The sequence below is a fragment of the Candidatus Margulisiibacteriota bacterium genome (assembly GCA_041650855.1).
GTDB lineage: Bacteria > Margulisbacteria > WOR-1 > O2-12-FULL-45-9 > XYB2-FULL-48-7 > JALOPZ01.
In genome coordinates, this window is record JBAZKJ010000001.1 from 867,864 (window position 1) to 885,217 (window position 17,354).

Here is a 17,354-nt window from a genome sequence, read left to right on the forward strand (position 1 = left end):
CATGCAGCCAACAGAGTTAACTACCGCGATCGCCAGCGAGCTGAGCTCCGCCGCCCGGCGGAAGATCTCCGGCCTGGTCGGTTCGGCCAAAGCGGCCGTCCTGGCCGCCCTGGCCGAGAAAGAAGCTAGCCTCCTTATAATAACCGCTTCCGCGATCAAGGCCGAACGACTGGCGCGCGAGATCGCCATTTTCACGACGCGAACGCCGGCCGTTTTCCCGGCCCTGGACGTGCTGCCCGACGAAGAGCTGCTGCCGAGCAAAGAGCTGGTCGGCGAACGCCTGGCGATCGTCGAACGCTGGCTGCGCGGCGAAAAACAGTGCGTGATCGCGCCGCTCAAAGCGGCGCTGCAGAAGACCAGCGGCCGGCCGGAGAGCTTAAAGCTGGCCGTCGACCAGGCGGTGCGGCTCGACGCGCTGATCGGCAAGCTGGTCGACCTCGGGTATAAGCGCTTCGAGATCGTCGGCGAACGGGGGGAATTCAGCGTGCGCGGCGGGATCATCGACATTTTCCCGATCAACGGCCAGGAGGCGGTCCGCCTGGAACTGATGACCGACACGATCGTTTCGCTCCGCCGGTTCTCCCCGTATTCCCAGCGTTCCACCGGCAAGATCAGGGAGATCGCCGTCCTGCCGGCCAGGGAAAAAGGGGAGCACCTGATCTTTGACCTGCTCCCCGCCGGTTCCCGGCTTTTGCTGGACGAGCCGGTGGAGCTGGAAAAACTGGCCGGTTTTAACGAACTGGCCGGGCGGGGGGCGCTCGAGCTTTCCAGCTTTTTGGACGCGGGGGAGACGCCGTTATTCGACCCGGCGCCCGATTATGCCGGCCGTTTGGAGGATATTCCGCCGGCGGCGCTGATCGTCAGCCGGCACGCGCCGCGCCTGCTGGAGGAGCTGCCCGGACGCCGGATCGTGGCCGGCGAACTGCGCGGCGGTTTCGTTTTCCGCGGCCAGATCGTCCTGAGCGACCGGGAGCTGTTCGGCGAAGAGCCGGCCCCGCCGCGCCGGGAAAAGCCGGTAAGCGAGGGGGTGGCCGAAGAGCTGCTGGCGGACCTGAAACTGGGCGATTTTGTCGTCCATGAGAATTACGGGATCGGGATCTTCCGCGGGCTGCAAGTCCTGGAGCTGGACGACCTGAAACAGGAATACCTGCTGGTGGAGTACGCCGAGGGGGACAAGCTTTACGTCCCGCCGACAATGGCCGGGCTGGTCGAGAAATACAACGGCGGCCGCGAGGCGCGCCCGCGCCTGAGCCGCCTGGGGACCAAGGAGTGGCTGCGGACCAGGAAAGAGGTCAAAGAGTCGGTCCGGGAGATGACCAAAGAACTGGTCCAGATCTACGCGGCGCGGCAAAAGCTGGAGGGGAAGGCGTTCCCGCCCGACGATCTCTGGCAAAAGGAGCTGGAGGCGACTTTCCCTTACGACGAGACGGCCGACCAGCTCAAGGCGATCGGCGACGTGAAGCAGGACATGGAATCGCCCCGCCCGATGGACCGGCTGGTCTGCGGCGACGTCGGCTACGGCAAGACCGAAGTGGCGATCAGGGCGGCGGCCAAGGCGGCCGCGGCCGGCAAACAGGTCGCCGTGCTGGCGCCGACGACGATCCTGGCCGAGCAGCATTACAACAGTTTCCGCGAGCGGTTCCGGAACCTCCCTTACGTCGTGGAAATGCTCTCCCGTTTCCGCTCCAAGGCGGAACAGCAGGCGGTGATCGAAGCGCTGGCGGCGGGCGGGGTGGACATCGTGATCGGCACGCACCGGCTCCTCTCCAAGGACATCAAGTTCCGGGACCTCGGCCTGCTGGTCGTCGACGAGGAACAGAAGTTCGGCGTCACCCACAAGGAAAAGATGAAAAAACTGCGGACTACGGTCGACGTCCTGACGCTGACCGCCACGCCGATCCCGCGGACCCTCTATTTTTCCCTGGCCGGGATCCGGGAGTTCAGCCTCATCGCCACGCCGCCGGTCGACCGTTCGCCGATCCGGACCCATATTCTCCCCTATAACGAAACGGTGATCGCGGAAGCGATCCGGCGCGAGATCGACCGGGGCGGCCAGGTCTATTTTGTCCATAATTTCGTCGAGACGATCGCCGGGATGGCCGCCAAGATCGCCAGGCTGGTCCCGGAGGCGCGGGTCGCCGTCGGCCACGGGCAGATGGACGAAAAAACGCTGGAAAGGACGATGCTCGATTTCCTGGAGAAAAAGTCCGACGTGCTGGTCTGCACGTCGATCATCGAATCGGGCCTGGATATAACCAACGTCAACACGATCCTGATCGACCAGGCGGACCGGCTCGGCCTTTCCCAGCTCTACCAGATCCGCGGGCGGGTGGGGCGCTCGGCGGTCCGGGCTTACGCTTACCTTTTTTACCATCCCGCCCGAAGCCTGTCGGACCAGGCGGTGGAGCGGCTCAAGGCGATCCAGGAGTTCACGGCGCTCGGTTCGGGCTACAAATTGGCCATGAGGGATCTGGAGATCAGGGGGGCCGGTAACCTGCTTGGCGCGCAGCAATCGGGCCATATCTACGAGGTCGGCTTCGATCTCTATTGCGAGCTGCTGGAAGAGGCGGCCAGGGAGATCAGAGGGGAAAAGGTAGTGGCGCCGCGGGAGGTCGAGATCGACCTGAAGGTCGAGGCGTCGATCCCGGTCAACTACGTGACCGACGACCGCCAGCGGATCGCCCTCTACCGGCGGCTTAACCTGATCACGACCCCCGAAGCGCTGGCCGAGATCGGGGGCGAGCTGGCGGACCGCTTTGGGCCGGTCCCGCCGCCGCTGGCGACGCTGCTGCGGATCGTGGAGTTGAAGGTCGAGGCCTTAAAGCGCGAGGTTAAGAGCGTCAAGGAGCGCGACGGCCAGATCAAGATCGAATGGTTGAACAAAAAGAGCGTTTCAGTAGCGGTCGGCGGTCAGGATAAGATCAAGCTCGCGCGGCAAGGTATTGCTGGATAAGCTTCTTGTCGCGGACGATAACGAGCGGTTTCCCCTTGGGGGTCTTGATCGTCAGTTTATCCGGCGTGACCTCGACATTGCCTGTCCCCGAATCCTGTTTGGAGGTCTGGACCAGGTAATTGATCACCAGCAGTTTCAGGATGTCCGGGTTCATCTTGTCGCCCAGAAAGACCATCGGCTCCACGACGAACTCGGTATGCTTGGCGGCGATGACCGAAGCGCTGCCGCTCTGCCGCCAGAGGTCCTTGAGCAGCTCTTCCAGTTTTTCTAAGGCGCTTTTTTCCTGTTCCATCTTATTATTGCCCCGCCAATAAGGACATTTCGGCCTTTACCGCTTTAGCGGCGTTGTAGATCTTTTCCAAGCCGGGGACCCCGCCGGACAACAAAGTGCAGATATCGGTATTGCCGACCAGCTGCTGGTAGGAGGACATGGAATCGTCAAAAATCGGCGTTTCCGGGCTGAGGTCGAGGGTTTGGGCCTTCAGTTCCGGCACGGAGATCGAAGCCCGGTCGACCGGATTGCTCGACATCTGCCGGACTTCCGCGCGATGGATGTCCGGCGTATTAACCTTGCGGAGGTTAACTTGCGTTTGTTTGATATATTCGGTTGACGCGCCTATGCCCATTTTATGCTTCCCAGCCTAATTTGCCCGCTTTCAGGTCCCGTTTGACGACCGAAGCGAGCTGCGGGAGCTCGCTCGGTTTCATGTCGAAATTCTGGGTGAAGAACTTGACCACCTGTTCCGCCTTGACCGCCGGGTTCAGGTGCGCTTTGTCGTCGGTGATCACCGGCTTGCCGTCGATATTCATGGCGCCCAGGATATCGATGACCTCCATCGGGGAATTCAGCCCCAATGATTTGAGGTCGGGTCCATTCGAATTTCCTTGAACCGGTCCAACTGCCATTTTGTTACACTCCCTTTCCACCTTTATTATCGAGTTTGGGGGCCGAAAACTTGCATGGAAATGGGGTATAATTGAGGCCATGGACAGCTTCCGGGAATTTGTGGAGATAGTGCGGAAATTGCGGCGGGAATGCCCCTGGGACCGGGAACAGACGTTCGTGTCCCTTAAGCCGTACCTGGTGGAAGAGGTCTACGAAGCGATCGAGGCGATCGACCAAAAGGACTTCCCCCAGCTGGCCGGGGAGCTCGGCGACATGCTGCTGCACGTCGTCATGCTCTCGGTCTTTGCCGAACAGGAGAAAAAGTTCACCATTGACGACGTGATCGGCTCGATCGCGGCCAAAATGGTCCGCCGCCACCCCCACGTTTTCGGGAAGGCGGAGGCGCGGGACAAGGAAAAGGTTTGGCGGAACTGGGAGAAGATCAAACGGGCGGAGAAGCAGAAAAAGAAAGGGATGCTGGAGTCGATACCGCAAAGTTTACCGGCGCTTTACCGGGCGGATAAGGTGCAGCGGAGGGCGGCCAGGGTCGGGTTTGATTGGGATGAGGTCGCCGGGGCGTGGAACAAGGTGCACGAGGAACTCGACGAGGTCCATGCCCTGCTAAAGTCAAAAGTTAAAGGTCAAAAGTCGAAATTAAGGGATAATATTAAAGAAGAGATCGGTGATCTGCTGTTCTCGATCGTCAACGTTGCCAGGAAGCTCGATCTGGACGCGGAAGAGGCGCTGCAGCTTGCCAATACCAAGTTCATGCGGCGGTTCGCGCGGATCGAAAAAAAGCTGCAAAAAAAGAAATTGACCCTCAAGCAGATGGACGCCCTCTGGGACCGGGCCAAAGCGGCCGAAAAAGTGGTATAATTATCGTCATGAAGTCCAATTGGCGCAATATCTTGACCTATATCCTGTTGACGCTGGTGGGGATCGCGATCGTCGCCCCCCTCTTTCCCAGCGAGAAACCGGTCAAGGAGATCCCGTTCTCCGCGTTCCTCGACCGGGTCGACCGGGGAGAGATCAAGACGGTCAGCATCAATAACGACCTGATCTCCGGGACGGCGGGCGACAAGGCCAAGTTCAAGACCCGGGCGCTGAACTACCCGAACCTGGTCCCGCTGCTCCGGGATAAAGGGGTGGCGATCAACGTCGAGGCGCCGGTCGAATCGAGCTGGGTCGTCAATTTGATCATTCAGCTCTTGGCCCCGGTCGCTTTTTTCGCCTTGCTCTGGTGGCTGATGCTCCGGCAGGCGCAGGGGGCCAATTCCCAGGCGATGTCCTTTGGCCGGGCGAACGTCAAGCCGCAGACCGGCAAGGTCAACGTCACCTTTGCCGACGTGGCCGGGGTTAACGAGGCCAAGGAAGAGCTGCAGGAGATCGTCGAGTTCCTCAAGAAACCGGAAAAGTTCCAGGCGCTGGGGGCCAAGATTCCCAAAGGGCTGCTCCTGATGGGACCGCCCGGGACCGGCAAGACCCTGCTGGCCAGGGCGATCGCCGGCGAAGCGGGAGTCCCGTTCTTTTCCATTTCCGGCTCCGATTTCGTCGAAATGTTCGTCGGCGTCGGCGCCGCTCGCGTCCGCTCGGTCTTTGAGCAGGCCAAAAAACAGACCCCGTCGATCATTTTTATGGACGAGGTTGACGCCGTCGGCCGGCACCGCGGGGCCGGTTTGGGGGGCGGGCACGACGAGCGGGAACAGACCCTTAACCAGCTCCTGGTCGAAATGGACGGCTTCGATCCCAAGGTCAACATCATCGTTATCGCGGCGACCAACCGGCCCGATATCCTCGACCCGGCGCTCCTGCGCCCCGGCCGTTTCGACCGGCAGATCGTGCTCGACAAGCCGGACCTGAAGGGGCGCGAAGATATCCTCAAGATCCACGCCAAAGGAAAACCGTTCGCGGCCGACGTCGACCTTAACGTCGTCGCCCGCCGGACCCCGGGCTTTACCGGCGCCGACCTGGAAAACGTCCTGAACGAAGCGGCGATCCTGGCCGCGCGGGTCGACAAAAAAGAGGTCGGCATGGAAGAGGTGGAGGAAGCGGCCGACCGGGTAATGGCCGGGCCGGAAAAAAAGAGTCGGGTCATCTCCGACCGGGAGAAAAAGATTATCGCTTATCACGAGGTCGGCCACGCGATCCTTTCCACCGTCCTCCCCAACGCCGACCGGGTCCACAAGATCTCGATCCTGCCGCGCGGCCTGGCGCTCGGCTACACGCTCCAGCTCCCGCTGGAAGACAAGTACCTGGTCACCAGGGGGCAGGCGATGGACCAGATCACCGTGCTGATGGGGGGGCGGGTGGCCGAAGAGCTGTTCTTTGCAGAGGTCACGTCCGGCGCCCATAACGACCTGGAACGGGCGACCGACCTGGCCAGGCGGATGGTCACCGAGTTCGGCATGTCCGGCCTCGGACCGCGGACGTTCGGCCACAAGAACCGCCAGATCTTCCTCGGCCGCGATATTACCGAAATGAAAGATTACAGCGAGCAGACGGCCGACGAGATCGACCACGAGATCGAAACGATCATCGACGAGTGTTACGCCCGGGCCAAAGAGGTCCTCGCCAAGAACCGGGCGAAAACGGAGGCGATCGCCCAGGTCTTGATCGAGAAGGAAACTCTGGAGAACAGCGACCTGGAGTCGGCCCTCCAGGGGCTGCAAAGTGCCTAAACTGATCGAGTGCGTCCCGAACTTTTCGGAAGGGACCGACCTCGAGCTGGTCCGGGAAATAGCCGCGGCCGTTAAGACCGCCAAAGTCATCGACCTCCACTCCGATCCCGACCACAACCGCTCCGTCGTCACACTGCTCGGCGAGCCGGGGGCCGTGGGCCAGGCGGCGTTCGACCTGACCGAGCGGGCGATGCAGCTCCTCGACGTCAACCAACATGCCGGCGTCCATCCCTTTATCGGCGTGGTCGACGTCATTCCGTTCATCCCCGTGCGGGATTGCACGATGGGGGAGGCGGTCGACCTGACCTGGGAGCTGGGCAAAAAACTGTGGGAGCATTTGCGCCTGCCGGTCTATTTTTACGGCGAAGCGGCGGCTATCCCGGAGCGGCAGGACCTTCCCTTTGTTCGGCACGGCGGCTATGAAGCGTTGAAAAGCGAGATCAATTCGCCCCGCCGCCGGCCCGACGTCGGCCAGGGGCTCCATCCGACCGCGGGCGCGACGGCGGCCGGCGCCCGCAACTACCTGATCGCCCTTAACTTTGACCTCGACACGGCCGACGTCGATATCGCCCGGTCGATCGCCAAGAATATTCGGGAAAAGAGCGGGGGTCTGCCGGGGGTCAGGGCTTTAGGGGTCGAATTAAAAAGCCGGGGGATCGCCCAGGTAACGGTCAATATCGTCGATCACCAGAAGACCTCGCTCAAGAAATTGAACAAAGAGGTCAAGAAATGGGCGAAAGAGTACGGGGTCGGCATTGCCGGCGCCGAACTGGTCGGCTTGCTCCCGGCGTCGGCCGTCTACGCGGGGCTGAAAGACGAGTTATTGTTGCACAATTTTGCGGAAAATAAGATAATTGATAATTATTTATGAGCGAAGAACTAGCTAAAGTTTATGACCCGGCCCAGGTCGAGCAGAAATGGTACCGGTTCTGGGAAGAGAGCGGCTATTTTAAGCCGAACGATCAAGCCACTAAACCACCGTTCACCATCGTGATCCCGCCGCCGAACGTGACCGGGTCGCTCCACATGGGGCACGCGCTTAATAACTCCATTCAAGACCTGTTGATCCGTTATAAGCGGATGCAGGGCTTCCAAACGCTTTGGGTCCCGGGGACCGACCACGCCGGGATCGCCACGCAGAACGTCGTGGAGCGGGAACTGAAGAAAGAAGGAAAGCGGAAAGAGGACCTCGGCCGGGAAAAGTTCATTGCCAAGGTCTGGGAGTGGAAAAAGGAATACGGCGGCCGGATCACCCAGCAGCTCAGGCGGCTCGGCGCCTCCTGCGACTGGTCGCGCGAACGGTTCACCATGGACGAGGGGTTGAACCGGGCGGTCAAGAAACATTTTGTCCAGCTTTATCACGAAGGGCTGATCTACCGCGGCAAGCGGATCATCAACTGGTGCCCCCGCTGTCAGACCGCGTTATCCGACATTGAGGTCGAACACGAGGCGAAAAAAGGGTCGCTCTGGCACCTCAAGTACGGGCCGCTAACCGTCGCTACCACCAGGCCGGAGACAATGCTCGGCGACACCGCGATCGCCGTTAATCCCCGGGACGAGCGGTACAAGCATATGTGGGGGAAGACCGTTGAGCTCCCGCTGGTCGGCCGGCATATCCCGATCATTCAGGATGACTTTGTCGACCCGGCCTTTGGCACGGGCGCCGTCAAAGTTACTCCCGCTCACGACCCGAACGATTATGATATGGGGATCCGTCATAATCTCCCTTCCCTGAATATCCTCACCCCGGACGGCCGGATAACCGGCTCGGGCATTCCCGAGCTCGACGGCCTGGACCGCTTCAAGGCGCGGGAAGAGATCGTTAAACGGCTGGAAGCGGAAGGGAAACTGGTCAAGATCGAGGATTACGATACCTCGATCGGCCACTGCTACCGCTGCAAAACGGTCATTGAACCTTACCTGTCCGACCAGTGGTTCGTCAAGGTCGGTCCACTCGCTAAACCCGCGATCGAGGCGGTCGAAAGGGGGGAGGTTAAGTTCGTTCCCGAGCGCTGGACCAAGGTCTATCTCCAGTGGATGACCAACCTGCGCGATTGGTGCATTTCGCGCCAGTTGTGGTGGGGGCACCAGATCCCCGCCTGGTATAAGGGGGACGAGATCTACGTCGGTGAAGAGCCGCCCAAAGGCGAGGGGTGGGCCCAGGACCCGGATGTCTTTGATACCTGGTTCTCGTCGGCCTTGTGGCCGTTCTCGACGCTGGGGTGGCCCGACCAGACGGAAGACCTCAAGACTTACTACCCAACCGACGTCTTGGTCACCAGCTATGACATTATCTTCTTCTGGGTGGCGCGGATGATCATGGCCGGCCTCCATTTTATGAAAAAGGCGCCGTTCCACACCGTTTACTTCAACGCCCTGGTCAAGGACGTCCACGGCAAAAAGATGAGCAAGTCGTGGGGGAACGTTATCGACCCGCTCGAGGTGATCGACCGGGCGGGGGCGGATGCCTTGCGGTTTGCCTTTCTCTCGCTGATAACCGGGCAGGGCCAGGACGTTAAACTCTCCGAAGACAAGATCACCGAAGCGCGGAACTTCGCGAATAAAATATGGAACGTTAGCAGGTTCGTTCTGATGGGGGTTACGGATCGCGAGTCGCGGGTCACGGGTCAGGGATTGGAATTGGCTGATAAGTGGATCCTGTCGCGGTATAACCAGACGATCAAGCGGGTCACCGCGAATATTGACGCTTACGAGTTTGGCGAAGCGGCACACGGGCTTTACGAGTTCATCTGGTCGGAATTCTGCGACTGGTACGTCGAGATCGCCAAGATCCGGCTTTACGGCCAGGACGAAAAGGCCAAAGCGGTCGTCCAAAGCGTCCTCTTAACGGTCCTGCAGGGGACGCTCAAGATATTGCATCCGTTCATGCCGTTTATCACGGAGGAGATCCACCAAAGGATCGCGGGGACGGAGGGGCCGGGGACGAAGGGGCTGAAAACGATAATGCTCGAACAGTGGCCGGCGGCGGACGACAAGGCGCTCGACCCGAAAGCGGAAGCGGAGATGGCGGTCGTGATGGACGTTGTCCGGGCGGTCCGCAATATCCGGGCGGAGTTCAACGTGCCGCACGGGAACGAGCTCGAAGTGACGATCGTCGGCGAGAAAACGTTCAACGAAGCATATTTAAAGTCCCTGGCGAAGGTCGGCAAGATCACGGCGGTCAAAAAACTCGACCAGAAACCGGCCCGGTCGGCCTCGGCGGTCGCCGGCGGCCTGGAAGTTTACGCCGTGCTCGCCGGCTTGATCGACCTGGAAAAAGAGACCGCCCGCTTGACCAAGGAGAAGGAAAAACTGGTCTCGGAACTGGCCAAGATCGAGAACCGGTTGCACGACCAGAATTTCCTCGCCAAAGCCAACCCCGAATCGGTGGAAAAAGAGAAACAGCGGGCGGCGGAATTTGCCGCCAAGATCAAGCTGCTGGCGGACCGGCTGACCAGCCTGGCCGGCTAGTCCTGCTTAGCGTTCTTATCCTCTTTAGAGATATTCAGCGGTTCGGTGACGCGGTTGATCCGTTTAATTGCCAGCGCCTTGCCGGTCGCGGTCTCGACGGTCAAGAGGACGGCGTTAAATAGACCGGGCCCGCTGTCATACGGTTCGAATTTCTCCGGCAGGCAGGTGGTGAACCGCTTCAGGATCTGCACCTTATTCATCCCGATCACCGAATCCTGGGCGGCGCACATCCCGGCGTCGGAGATAAAAGCCGTCCCGCCCGTTAAGATCCGCTCATCAGCCGTTTGGACATGGGTGTGGGTGCCGATGACGGCGGAAACCTTGCCGTCGAGATAATACCCCATGGCCGCTTTCTCCGAGGTCGCTTCGCCGTGGAAATCGACGATGATCACTTTTGCTTCGGCCTGAACTTGCGGGATGATCTTGTCCGCCGCCTGGAACGGGCAGTCGACGCAATTCATGAAGACCCGGCCGAGCAGGTTGACGATCCCGACCTTCACCCCCTGGCAGTCGAGCGCCAGGTGGCCCCGTCCCGGGAGGCCCGGCGGGTAGTTGGCGGGCCGGACCAGCCGGTCGAAGGTGTCGATCTTGGCGACGACCTCCTTCTTTTCCCAGACGTGGTTCCCCATCGTGACCGCGTCGATGCCGTGGTCCAGCAGGTCGCGGTAGATCTTTTCGGTAATGCTGTAGCCGTGGGCGGAGTTCTCGCCGTTGGCGATCGTCAGGTCGACGGCGAGCTCTTGCTTCAGCTCCGGCAGCACGTAACGGACGATCTCCCGCCCGTACGAGCCAACGATGTCGCTGATGAACAGGATGTTCAGTTTACTTGGCGACATCCGATGCCCTGGTCTCCCTGATCACCGTCACCTTGATCTCGCCCGGATATTCGAGCTCGCTTTCCACTTTCTTGGCGATGTCGTGGGCGAGCTTGACCGCGCCCAGATCGTCGATCCGGTCGGGCTGGACGACGACGCGGACCTCGCGGCCGGCGGAAATGGCGTAGACCTTTTCCACGCCGGGGAACGATTTGGCGACGGTCTCCAGCTTCTCCAGCCGCTTGACGTAAGCTTCCAGCGTGTCGCGGCGGGCGCCGGGCCGGGCGCTGCTGATCGCGTCGCAGACCTGGACGATCACCGCTTCGATGGTGCGCGGCTCCACGTCGTTGTGGTGGGCCTCGATCGCGTGCAGGACTTCCGGCGATTCGCCCGCTTTTTCCGCGAACGCGACGCCGAGCCGGGTGTGGGTCCCTTCGGTCTCCTGGTCGATCGCCTTGCCGATGTCATGGAGCAGGGCGGCGCGCTTGGCCAGGTTGACGTTGACCCCCAGTTCGGCGGCCAGCATGCCGGCCAGGTGGGACATTTCCACCGAATGCTGCAGCACGTTCTGGCCGTACGAGGTCCGGTAGTGCAGGCGGCCGAGCAGCTGGATGATCACCGGCGGCAGGCCGTGCACGCCGGTCTCGGTGGCGGCGCTTTCGCCGTGGTTCCACATGGCGGCCTTCAGCTCCTGCTTGGCCTTTTCGTAAGTTTCCTCGACGCGGGCCGGGTGGATCCGGCCGTCCGAGATCAATTTCTGCAGCGTCAGCTTGGCGGTCTCGCGCCGCAGCGGATCGAAGCTGGAGAGGATCACCGCTTCCGGCGTATCGTCGACGATCAGGTCGACGCCGGTCAGCGTCTCGAACGCCCGGATGTTGCGGCCCTCGCGGCCGATGATCCGGCCTTTCAGGTCGTCACTGGGGAGCTCGACCATGGAAGTGGTCGTTTCCACCACGTGGTCCACGGCGCAGCGCTGGATGGCGGTCGCCAGGATCTCGCGCGCCCGCTTGTCCGATTCTTTCCGGACCTCTTCTTCCTTGGCCTTGATCATCTTGGCCGCGTCGACCGCCAGCTCCTGCTCCAGGCGGCCGAGCAGTTCGCGCTTGGCGTCTTCCCGCGAGAACGCCGCCGCTTTCTCCAGTTCGGCGATCAACTGGTCCTTGCCTTGCTGCAGGTTGTCCTTGAGCTTGACCAGGTCGTCCTCGATCTTCTTGATCAGCTTCTCGCGGTTCTCGATGTTCTTTTCCTTGTTCTCCAAATGGTCTTCGCGCGACTGGATCCTTCTTTCCATCCCGGTCAATTCGCTCTTGCGTTCCTTGGCTTCCCGTTCAAAGTCGGCGCGGACCTTGATCGCTTCGTCCTTGGCCTCGAGCAGGGCCTCCTTCTTGGCCCGGTCGGCTTCTTTCTTGGCGTCCTCCACGATCCGCTTGGCCGTTTCCTCGGCGATCCGGACCTTCTGTTCCGATAACTGCTTCCTGACCATCAGGTAAGCGACCGCCAACCCAAAGACGACCAGGGCGGCGATGAGCAGATAACTCATTGTGTATATTTCCATGTTTGTTCTTTTCTCCTTTCTTTCGAACCGGCCGGGAACCGGTCCGCCAGCGGCGGACGGTTCCCGGTCCCTTTAGTCCCTATGCTTGCTGCGCGGTGATCGCTTTCCGGACCTCGCCTTCTATCTTGTTCGCCAGTTTCGAGTTCTCTTTCAGGAAGGTAATGGCGCCGTCAAAGCCCTGGCCGAGCTTGGTGTCGCCGTAATTGAACCAGGCGCCGCTTTTTTGCACCACGCCGAGCGCGACTCCCTGGTCGATGATGTCGGCCTCCCGCAACACCCCCTGGCCGTGGATCAGGACGAAACTGGCCTCGCGGAAGGGCGGGGCGACCTTGTTCTTGACGACTTTGACCTTGACCCGGGTGCCGATGATCTTGTCGTTCTCCTTGATCTTCTCGGCGGCGCGGACGTCAAGCCGGACCGACGAGTAGAACTTCAGCGCGCGGCCGCCCGGCGTCGTTTCCGGGTTGCCGAACATGATGCCGATCTTCTCGCGGAGCTGGTTGATGAAGATCATGGTCGTTTTGGACTTGCCGATGACCGCGGTCAGCTTGCGGAGCGCCTGCGACATCAGCCGGGCTTGCAGGCCCATGACCGAGTCGCCCATCTCCCCTTCGACCTCGGTCTTGGGGACCAGCGCCGCGACCGAGTCGACCACGATAATGTCGATCGCGCCGGAGCGGATCAGGGTCTCCGCGATCTCCAGCGCCTGCTCGCCGTAGTCGGGCTGGGAGATCAGGAGATTCTCGATGTCAACGCCGAGCTTCTTGGCGTACTTGGGGTCCATCGAGTGCTCCGCGTCGATGAACGCGGCGGTGCCGCCGCGCCGCTGGGCTTCCGCGATGGCGTGCAGCGAGACGGTCGTCTTGCCGCCCCCTTCCGGGCCAAAGATCTCGACGACCCGGCCGCGCGGCAATCCGCCGACGCCGAGCGCCAGGTCCAGGGACAGGACCCCGGTCGGGACGACTTCCACGTTCAACTTGGTCGTTTCCCCCAGCTTCATGATCGAACCTTTACCGAAATTCTTCTCGATCTGCGCGATCGCCAGGCCCAGGGCTTTGGACTTCCCTTCGGCATTGATGATCGCCGGGCTGACCGTTTTCGACTTCCCTTCGCCTTTTTCTTCTCTACCGATAACTCTCATGACTTTTCCTCCTCTGATATCTTTTCCACTCGCTAAGTTCCCCTTGCCCCCAGCTTGCCCCCTGCCGCCACCTCCCTTATTTCAGAACGTCTTCGCCGCCCAGGTACAACCAGAGCAGCCCGAGACACGCCCGCGCCGCTTTTTCCCTGATCTCGGCGCGGGTCCCCTGCAGGTTCAGTTCCTTGTACTCCACCGTGCTCTTGCCGGCCAGGGCGATAAAGACCTTGCCGACCGGCGCCGGCGGGACCGGGGCGGGGCCGGCCACGCCGGTCGTCGCCAAACCGATATCGGTCCGGAGCCGTTTTTTAACTTCCTCGGCCAGGGCGATCGCCACTTCCTTGCTGACCACGCCGTGCTGGCTGATCAGCGCCGGCGCCACGCCGACCTGGGTCACCTTGACCCGCGGCGAGTAACAGACGATCCCGCCGATAAAATAGTCGGAGCTCCCCGGCACGCTCGTCAGATGGCTCGCCACCAGGCCGCCGGTGACCGATTCCGCGGCCGCCACCGTCTGCTTGCTCTTGCGGAGCAGCTCGGCGATCTGCTGGTCGGTCGCCTTGCCGATCACCGAGAGGAACTTCGTGAAGAAGTCCTCTAGCTTGATCTCAACTGCTTGAGGAATTGGCTCTGCCATAAATACGCCCAACCGGAGACCAGGGACAGGAGCACCGCCAGCCAGAGGACGACGTCCGCCAGCGGCAGCGCGAAAAAGAGCATGAAGACCGCCAGGGTTTGCGTGGCCGTTTTCCACTTGGCGAGCGGACTGGCCGCGAAGAGCTTGCTGGTCCGGATGCTGGCGATCAGGAACTCCCGCGCGGCGATAATGATCACCGGGACCGGATCGGCCCGGCCGATCGCCGTCAGGCCGATCAAGACGCTGATGACGAGGATCTTGTCGGCCAGCGGGTCGAGCATCTTGCCCAGCTCCGAGACCTGGTTATATTTCCTGGCGACGTAACCGTCGACCAGGTCGGTGAGCGAGAGCAGGACAAAAAGGAGCGCGGCTAAGCCGAGCAAGCCGGAAAGCAAGAAGATAACGCAGAGAGGGATTAAGGCAATTCTGCCCAGGGTGATCTTGTTGGCTAACGTCAAGTCAAACAACCGTAGAGATCGTAGGCGGCCGCCTTGGTGACGCGGACCTTGACGATCTCTCCCGGTTGGATGGATTTTTTCGCTCGGACGATGACGCTGCCGTCGATCTCCGGGGCATCCATGCAGCTGCGGCCGACATACTTGCCGGCTCTGCCCCTTTCGATCAACACTGGTATTACCGTTCCGACCATATTATTTGTGGTGACGCGGGCCTGGGCCCGCATCAGCTTCTGAAACCGCTCGATTTTTATTTTCGGGGAAACCTGCTCCCTCATCTTGGCCGCAGGCGTCCCTTTTTCCCGCTGGTAGGTAAAGCAGCCGAGACGCTCGAACTTTGCCCACCGGACGAAATCAAGTAGCTCCCGGAACTCCGCCTCGCCCTCACCGGGAAAACCGACGATGACGGAGGTCCTTAAAGCGATCTTTCGCCTCCTGATTTTTGAGATTAAAGTTTCAAGATCATGGCGCGTATAGCGCCGGTTCATCGACCTTAAAATCTTATCACAAGCGTGCTGGATTGGCAAGTCGATATACTTGACGATTTTCCGCTCTTTGGCGATCAAATCGATGACCCGGTCGGTCAAATGGGCGGGGTGGGCGTACATCAGCCGGAGCCAGCGGAGCCCCGGAACTTTCGCCGCGCCTGCCAGGATATCGGGCAGGCCGGGGTGGGCGGTCGTATCCTGGGCGATCAGGATGACTTCCTTGACCCCCCTTTTGGCCAATCCCTTGATCTCGGCGAGCACGTCGGCCGCCGGGCGGAACTTGAGCCGCCCCCGGATCCGGGGGATCAGGCAGTAAGCGCAGTAATTATTGCACCCTTCGGCGATCTTGACGTAAGCGTACCAGGGCGGGGTCGCTTTGATCCGGGGAGTGCAGTAATTGAAGAGGCCGATCGAATCGATCTCGCCATCAATGTCACGGGTCACGAGTTGCGCGTCACGGGTCTTGGGGAGACATCCGGAAATATATAATTTCTTCCCTTTTTTTCGCCATTTGGCCATCTCTTTGATCGTCGCGATCGCTTCGTCACGGGCGGTCTGGAGAAAAGCGCAAGTGTTGATGATAATAATGTCGGCTTTAGCCGGTGTTTTAACGACTGCGTGACCGGCCGCGGTCAGTTTGCCCATCAGGACTTCCGTGTCGGTCAGGTTCTTGGGACAGCCGAGCGAGATGAAATAGGCTTTCATGCCGCTTTGCCGGCGAGTTGTCCGCAGGCGGCCAGGATATCCTGCCCCTTGCTCTGACGCATCACGGCGTTGATCTTGGCGGCGGCGAGGCCGTTGAGGAAATGATGGATGGCGGCGCGCTTGGACGGGCGGTATTTATTGCCGCAGGGATTGAAAGGGATCAAATTGACGTGGACGTCGAGCCCGGCGCAGAACTTACGGAGCGCCTGCAGGTCGGACTGGCGGTCGTTGACGCCGTCGAGCATGACGTATTCCAGGGTTATCCGCCGTCCGGTCTTCTGAAGATAGTAATCGATCGCGGCGCGCAGCCGGGCGAGGGAGTATTGCCGGTTGACCGGCATCAGCTGGGAGCGGACCTTGTCGTCGGCGGAATTGAGCGAGACCGCCAGGCGGACTTGCAGCTCCTGGTCGGCAAAGTTCATGATCCCTTCCGGTATCCCGCAAGTGGAGACGGTGATCTTGCGCTGGCCGAAGTTCGCCCCTTCCTTGGCGGTCAACAGCTGCAGGCTTTTAAGGACATTGGTGTAGTTCAGGAACGGCTCGCCCATTCCCATGTAAACGATATTGGAAATATCGGGGCCGCCCTCGGCGATCCGGTAGACCTGGCCGATGATCTCGGCCGGGGTCAGGTCCCGCTTGAACCCGCTGCCGCCGGTGGCGCAGAAAGCGCAATTGAGCTGGCAGCCGGCCTGGGTCGAGAGGCAGACCGTTTTCCGGCCGGCGCCGTCCTTGAGCAGCACGCTTTCGACCAGTTTGCCGTCCTTGAGGGCGAACAGGTATTTCTTGGTCCCGTCCCGGGATTTGACGACTTTTTTGACGGTCGGCAAATAGATGGCATAGAGCGTTTTCAGCTCCGCCCGGGACTCCTTGGCCAGGTCGGTCATCAGGTCAAAGTCGAACGTCACTTTTTTGTGCAGCCAGGCAAAGAGCTGTTTCGCCCGGAAGACCGGCCAGTGCCGCTCGGTAAATTGCGCCTGGAGCTCGTTCAAGGTTTTATCGAGGATGTTTTCCACGGTATTAGCGGTAGTTCACGAAGGAGAGGGCGAGCGGCAGGTTCGCCGCTTTGATCTGCGCGATCACGGCCTGCAGGTCGTCCAGTTTCTTGCTCGAGACCCTGATCTCGTCCCCCTGGATCTGGGCCTGGACCTTGAGGCCGGAAGCCTTGATCAGCTTCGTTATCTCCTTGGCTTTTTCCTGCGGAATGCCTTGCTTGATCGTGATGTCCTGCTTGACGGTGCCGCCGAGCGCTTCCTCGATCTTGCCGGGCTCAAAGAACTTGAGCGGGATCTGCCGGCGGGCGAGCTTTTCGTTGAGGATCGACGCGACGTTCTTCAGCTTGAACTCGTCTTCGGAGACGAGCTTGATGATGTCGCCTTTTTCCCCGCCCTTGGTGATGCTGCTGACCGACCCCTTGAAATCGAAGCGGTTGGCAAGCTCCTTGACCGCCATCTGGAGGGCGTTGTCGACCTCCTGCATGTTCGGTTTGCTGACGATATCGAAAGAATGGTCTTGCGGCATGATATAATCATTTTAACGGAAAAAGGGTATAATATCAATAATGAGGAGTGAAAAA

Annotated in this window: 16 protein-coding genes; 5 read left to right on the forward strand and 11 right to left on the reverse strand. The window is 60.6% G+C overall.

What is annotated here, in order from left to right:
• Window position 1 precedes the first annotated feature (1 nt).
• Entirely contained in the window at window positions 2-2,953 is a 2,952-nt protein-coding gene (gene mfd / locus WC529_04160) for a transcription-repair coupling factor (protein ID MFA5113476.1), read from the forward strand.
• On the opposite strand, the gene WC529_04165 is transcribed toward mfd, so the two are convergent.
• From WC529_04165 to WC529_04175, 3 genes are read right to left on the reverse strand one after another with little or no spacing between them, the layout of a single operon-like run.
• The gene (locus WC529_04165) at window positions 2,922-3,245 is read right to left on the reverse strand and encodes a hypothetical protein (protein ID MFA5113477.1); all 324 of its coding nucleotides are present in this window, start codon (window positions 3,243-3,245) and stop codon (window positions 2,922-2,924) included. The genes mfd and WC529_04165 overlap by 32 nt on opposite strands.
• 4 nt (window positions 3,246-3,249) lie before the next feature.
• Window positions 3,250-3,579, reverse strand: coding sequence for a hypothetical protein (locus tag WC529_04170; protein ID MFA5113478.1), 330 nt, complete (start codon window positions 3,577-3,579; stop codon window positions 3,250-3,252).
• Window position 3,580: 1 nt separating this feature from the next.
• Complete coding sequence (locus tag WC529_04175; GenBank protein ID MFA5113479.1) at window positions 3,581-3,790, reverse strand: hypothetical protein; 210 nt, start codon at window positions 3,788-3,790, stop codon at window positions 3,581-3,583.
• Between the two features lie 148 nt (window positions 3,791-3,938).
• Here WC529_04175 and mazG point away from each other — a divergent pair, with 148 nt between their 5' ends.
• Genes mazG through WC529_04195 form a run of 4 tightly spaced genes read left to right on the forward strand, consistent with a single transcriptional unit; the run spans window position 3,939 to window position 9,988 of the window.
• Window positions 3,939-4,715, forward strand: a complete 777-nt coding sequence (gene mazG / locus WC529_04180) for a nucleoside triphosphate pyrophosphohydrolase (GenBank protein ID MFA5113480.1) — start codon at window positions 3,939-3,941, stop codon at window positions 4,713-4,715.
• An 8-nt stretch (window positions 4,716-4,723) separates the two neighbouring features.
• Window positions 4,724-6,517, forward strand: a complete 1,794-nt coding sequence (gene ftsH / locus WC529_04185) for an ATP-dependent zinc metalloprotease FtsH (GenBank protein MFA5113481.1) — start codon at window positions 4,724-4,726, stop codon at window positions 6,515-6,517.
• Window positions 6,510-7,388 (forward strand): glutamate formimidoyltransferase, encoded by an 879-nt coding sequence (gene ftcD, locus WC529_04190; GenBank protein MFA5113482.1) that lies wholly within the window; start codon window positions 6,510-6,512, stop codon window positions 7,386-7,388. Before ftsH ends, ftcD begins: the two co-directional genes overlap by 8 nt.
• Entirely contained in the window at window positions 7,385-9,988 is a 2,604-nt protein-coding gene (locus WC529_04195) for a valine--tRNA ligase (GenBank protein ID MFA5113483.1), read from the forward strand. Before ftcD ends, WC529_04195 begins: the two co-directional genes overlap by 4 nt.
• Here WC529_04195 and WC529_04200 read toward each other — a convergent pair.
• The 8 genes from WC529_04200 to WC529_04235 all read right to left on the reverse strand — a co-directional run bounded on the left by WC529_04200 (window position 9,985) and on the right by WC529_04235 (window position 17,299).
• Window positions 9,985-10,824, reverse strand: a complete 840-nt coding sequence (locus WC529_04200) for a TIGR00282 family metallophosphoesterase (protein ID MFA5113484.1) — start codon at window positions 10,822-10,824, stop codon at window positions 9,985-9,987. The genes WC529_04195 and WC529_04200 overlap by 4 nt on opposite strands.
• Entirely contained in the window at window positions 10,811-12,343 is a 1,533-nt protein-coding gene (gene rny, locus WC529_04205; GenBank protein MFA5113485.1) for a ribonuclease Y, read from the reverse strand. The genes WC529_04200 and rny overlap by 14 nt, the downstream gene beginning before the upstream one ends.
• 94 nt (window positions 12,344-12,437) lie before the next feature.
• Window positions 12,438-13,499 carry a recombinase RecA gene (recA, locus tag WC529_04210; GenBank protein ID MFA5113486.1) on the reverse strand — a complete coding sequence of 354 codons (1,062 nt, stop codon included), beginning with the start codon at window positions 13,497-13,499 and terminating at the stop codon, window positions 12,438-12,440.
• A 76-nt stretch (window positions 13,500-13,575) separates the two neighbouring features.
• A complete protein-coding gene (locus WC529_04215) occupies window positions 13,576-14,133 on the reverse strand; it encodes a CinA family protein (GenBank protein MFA5113487.1) in 558 nt (185 codons plus the stop codon).
• Window positions 14,094-14,600, reverse strand: a complete 507-nt coding sequence (gene pgsA, locus WC529_04220) for a CDP-diacylglycerol--glycerol-3-phosphate 3-phosphatidyltransferase (protein MFA5113488.1) — start codon at window positions 14,598-14,600, stop codon at window positions 14,094-14,096. Before pgsA ends, WC529_04215 begins: the two co-directional genes overlap by 40 nt.
• Window positions 14,588-15,781: a MiaB/RimO family radical SAM methylthiotransferase gene (locus tag WC529_04225; GenBank protein MFA5113489.1), complete on the reverse strand. Its 1,194-nt coding sequence runs from the start codon at window positions 15,779-15,781 to the stop codon at window positions 14,588-14,590. The genes pgsA and WC529_04225 overlap by 13 nt, the downstream gene beginning before the upstream one ends.
• The gene (rlmN, locus tag WC529_04230; protein MFA5113490.1) at window positions 15,778-16,794 is read right to left on the reverse strand and encodes a 23S rRNA (adenine(2503)-C(2))-methyltransferase RlmN; all 1,017 of its coding nucleotides are present in this window, start codon (window positions 16,792-16,794) and stop codon (window positions 15,778-15,780) included. Before rlmN ends, WC529_04225 begins: the two co-directional genes overlap by 4 nt.
• Window positions 16,795-16,798: 4 nt before the next feature.
• Window positions 16,799-17,299, reverse strand: coding sequence for a YajQ family cyclic di-GMP-binding protein (locus WC529_04235; GenBank protein MFA5113491.1), 501 nt, complete (start codon window positions 17,297-17,299; stop codon window positions 16,799-16,801).
• Window positions 17,300-17,354: the final 55 nt, after the last annotated feature.

Coding starts and splice junctions, on each gene's coding strand:
- mfd (MFA5113476.1), top strand. CDS start 2: ATGCAGCCAACAGAGTTAACTACCGCGATCGCCAGCGAGCTGAGCTCC.
- WC529_04165 (MFA5113477.1), bottom strand. CDS start 3,245: ATGGAACAGGAAAAAAGCGCCTTAGAAAAACTGGAAGAGCTGCTCAAG.
- WC529_04170 (MFA5113478.1), bottom strand. CDS start 3,579: ATGGGCATAGGCGCGTCAACCGAATATATCAAACAAACGCAAGTTAAC.
- WC529_04175 (MFA5113479.1), bottom strand. CDS start 3,790: ATGGAGGTCATCGATATCCTGGGCGCCATGAATATCGACGGCAAGCCG.
- mazG (MFA5113480.1), top strand. CDS start 3,939: ATGGACAGCTTCCGGGAATTTGTGGAGATAGTGCGGAAATTGCGGCGG.
- ftsH (MFA5113481.1), top strand. CDS start 4,724: ATGAAGTCCAATTGGCGCAATATCTTGACCTATATCCTGTTGACGCTG.
- WC529_04195 (MFA5113483.1), top strand. CDS start 7,385: ATGAGCGAAGAACTAGCTAAAGTTTATGACCCGGCCCAGGTCGAGCAG.
- WC529_04200 (MFA5113484.1), bottom strand. CDS start 10,824: ATGTCGCCAAGTAAACTGAACATCCTGTTCATCAGCGACATCGTTGGC.
- rny (MFA5113485.1), bottom strand. CDS start 12,343: ATGAGTTATCTGCTCATCGCCGCCCTGGTCGTCTTTGGGTTGGCGGTC.
- recA (MFA5113486.1), bottom strand. CDS start 13,499: ATGAGAGTTATCGGTAGAGAAGAAAAAGGCGAAGGGAAGTCGAAAACG.
- WC529_04215 (MFA5113487.1), bottom strand. CDS start 14,133: ATGGCAGAGCCAATTCCTCAAGCAGTTGAGATCAAGCTAGAGGACTTC.
- WC529_04225 (MFA5113489.1), bottom strand. CDS start 15,781: ATGAAAGCCTATTTCATCTCGCTCGGCTGTCCCAAGAACCTGACCGAC.
- WC529_04235 (MFA5113491.1), bottom strand. CDS start 17,299: ATGCCGCAAGACCATTCTTTCGATATCGTCAGCAAACCGAACATGCAG.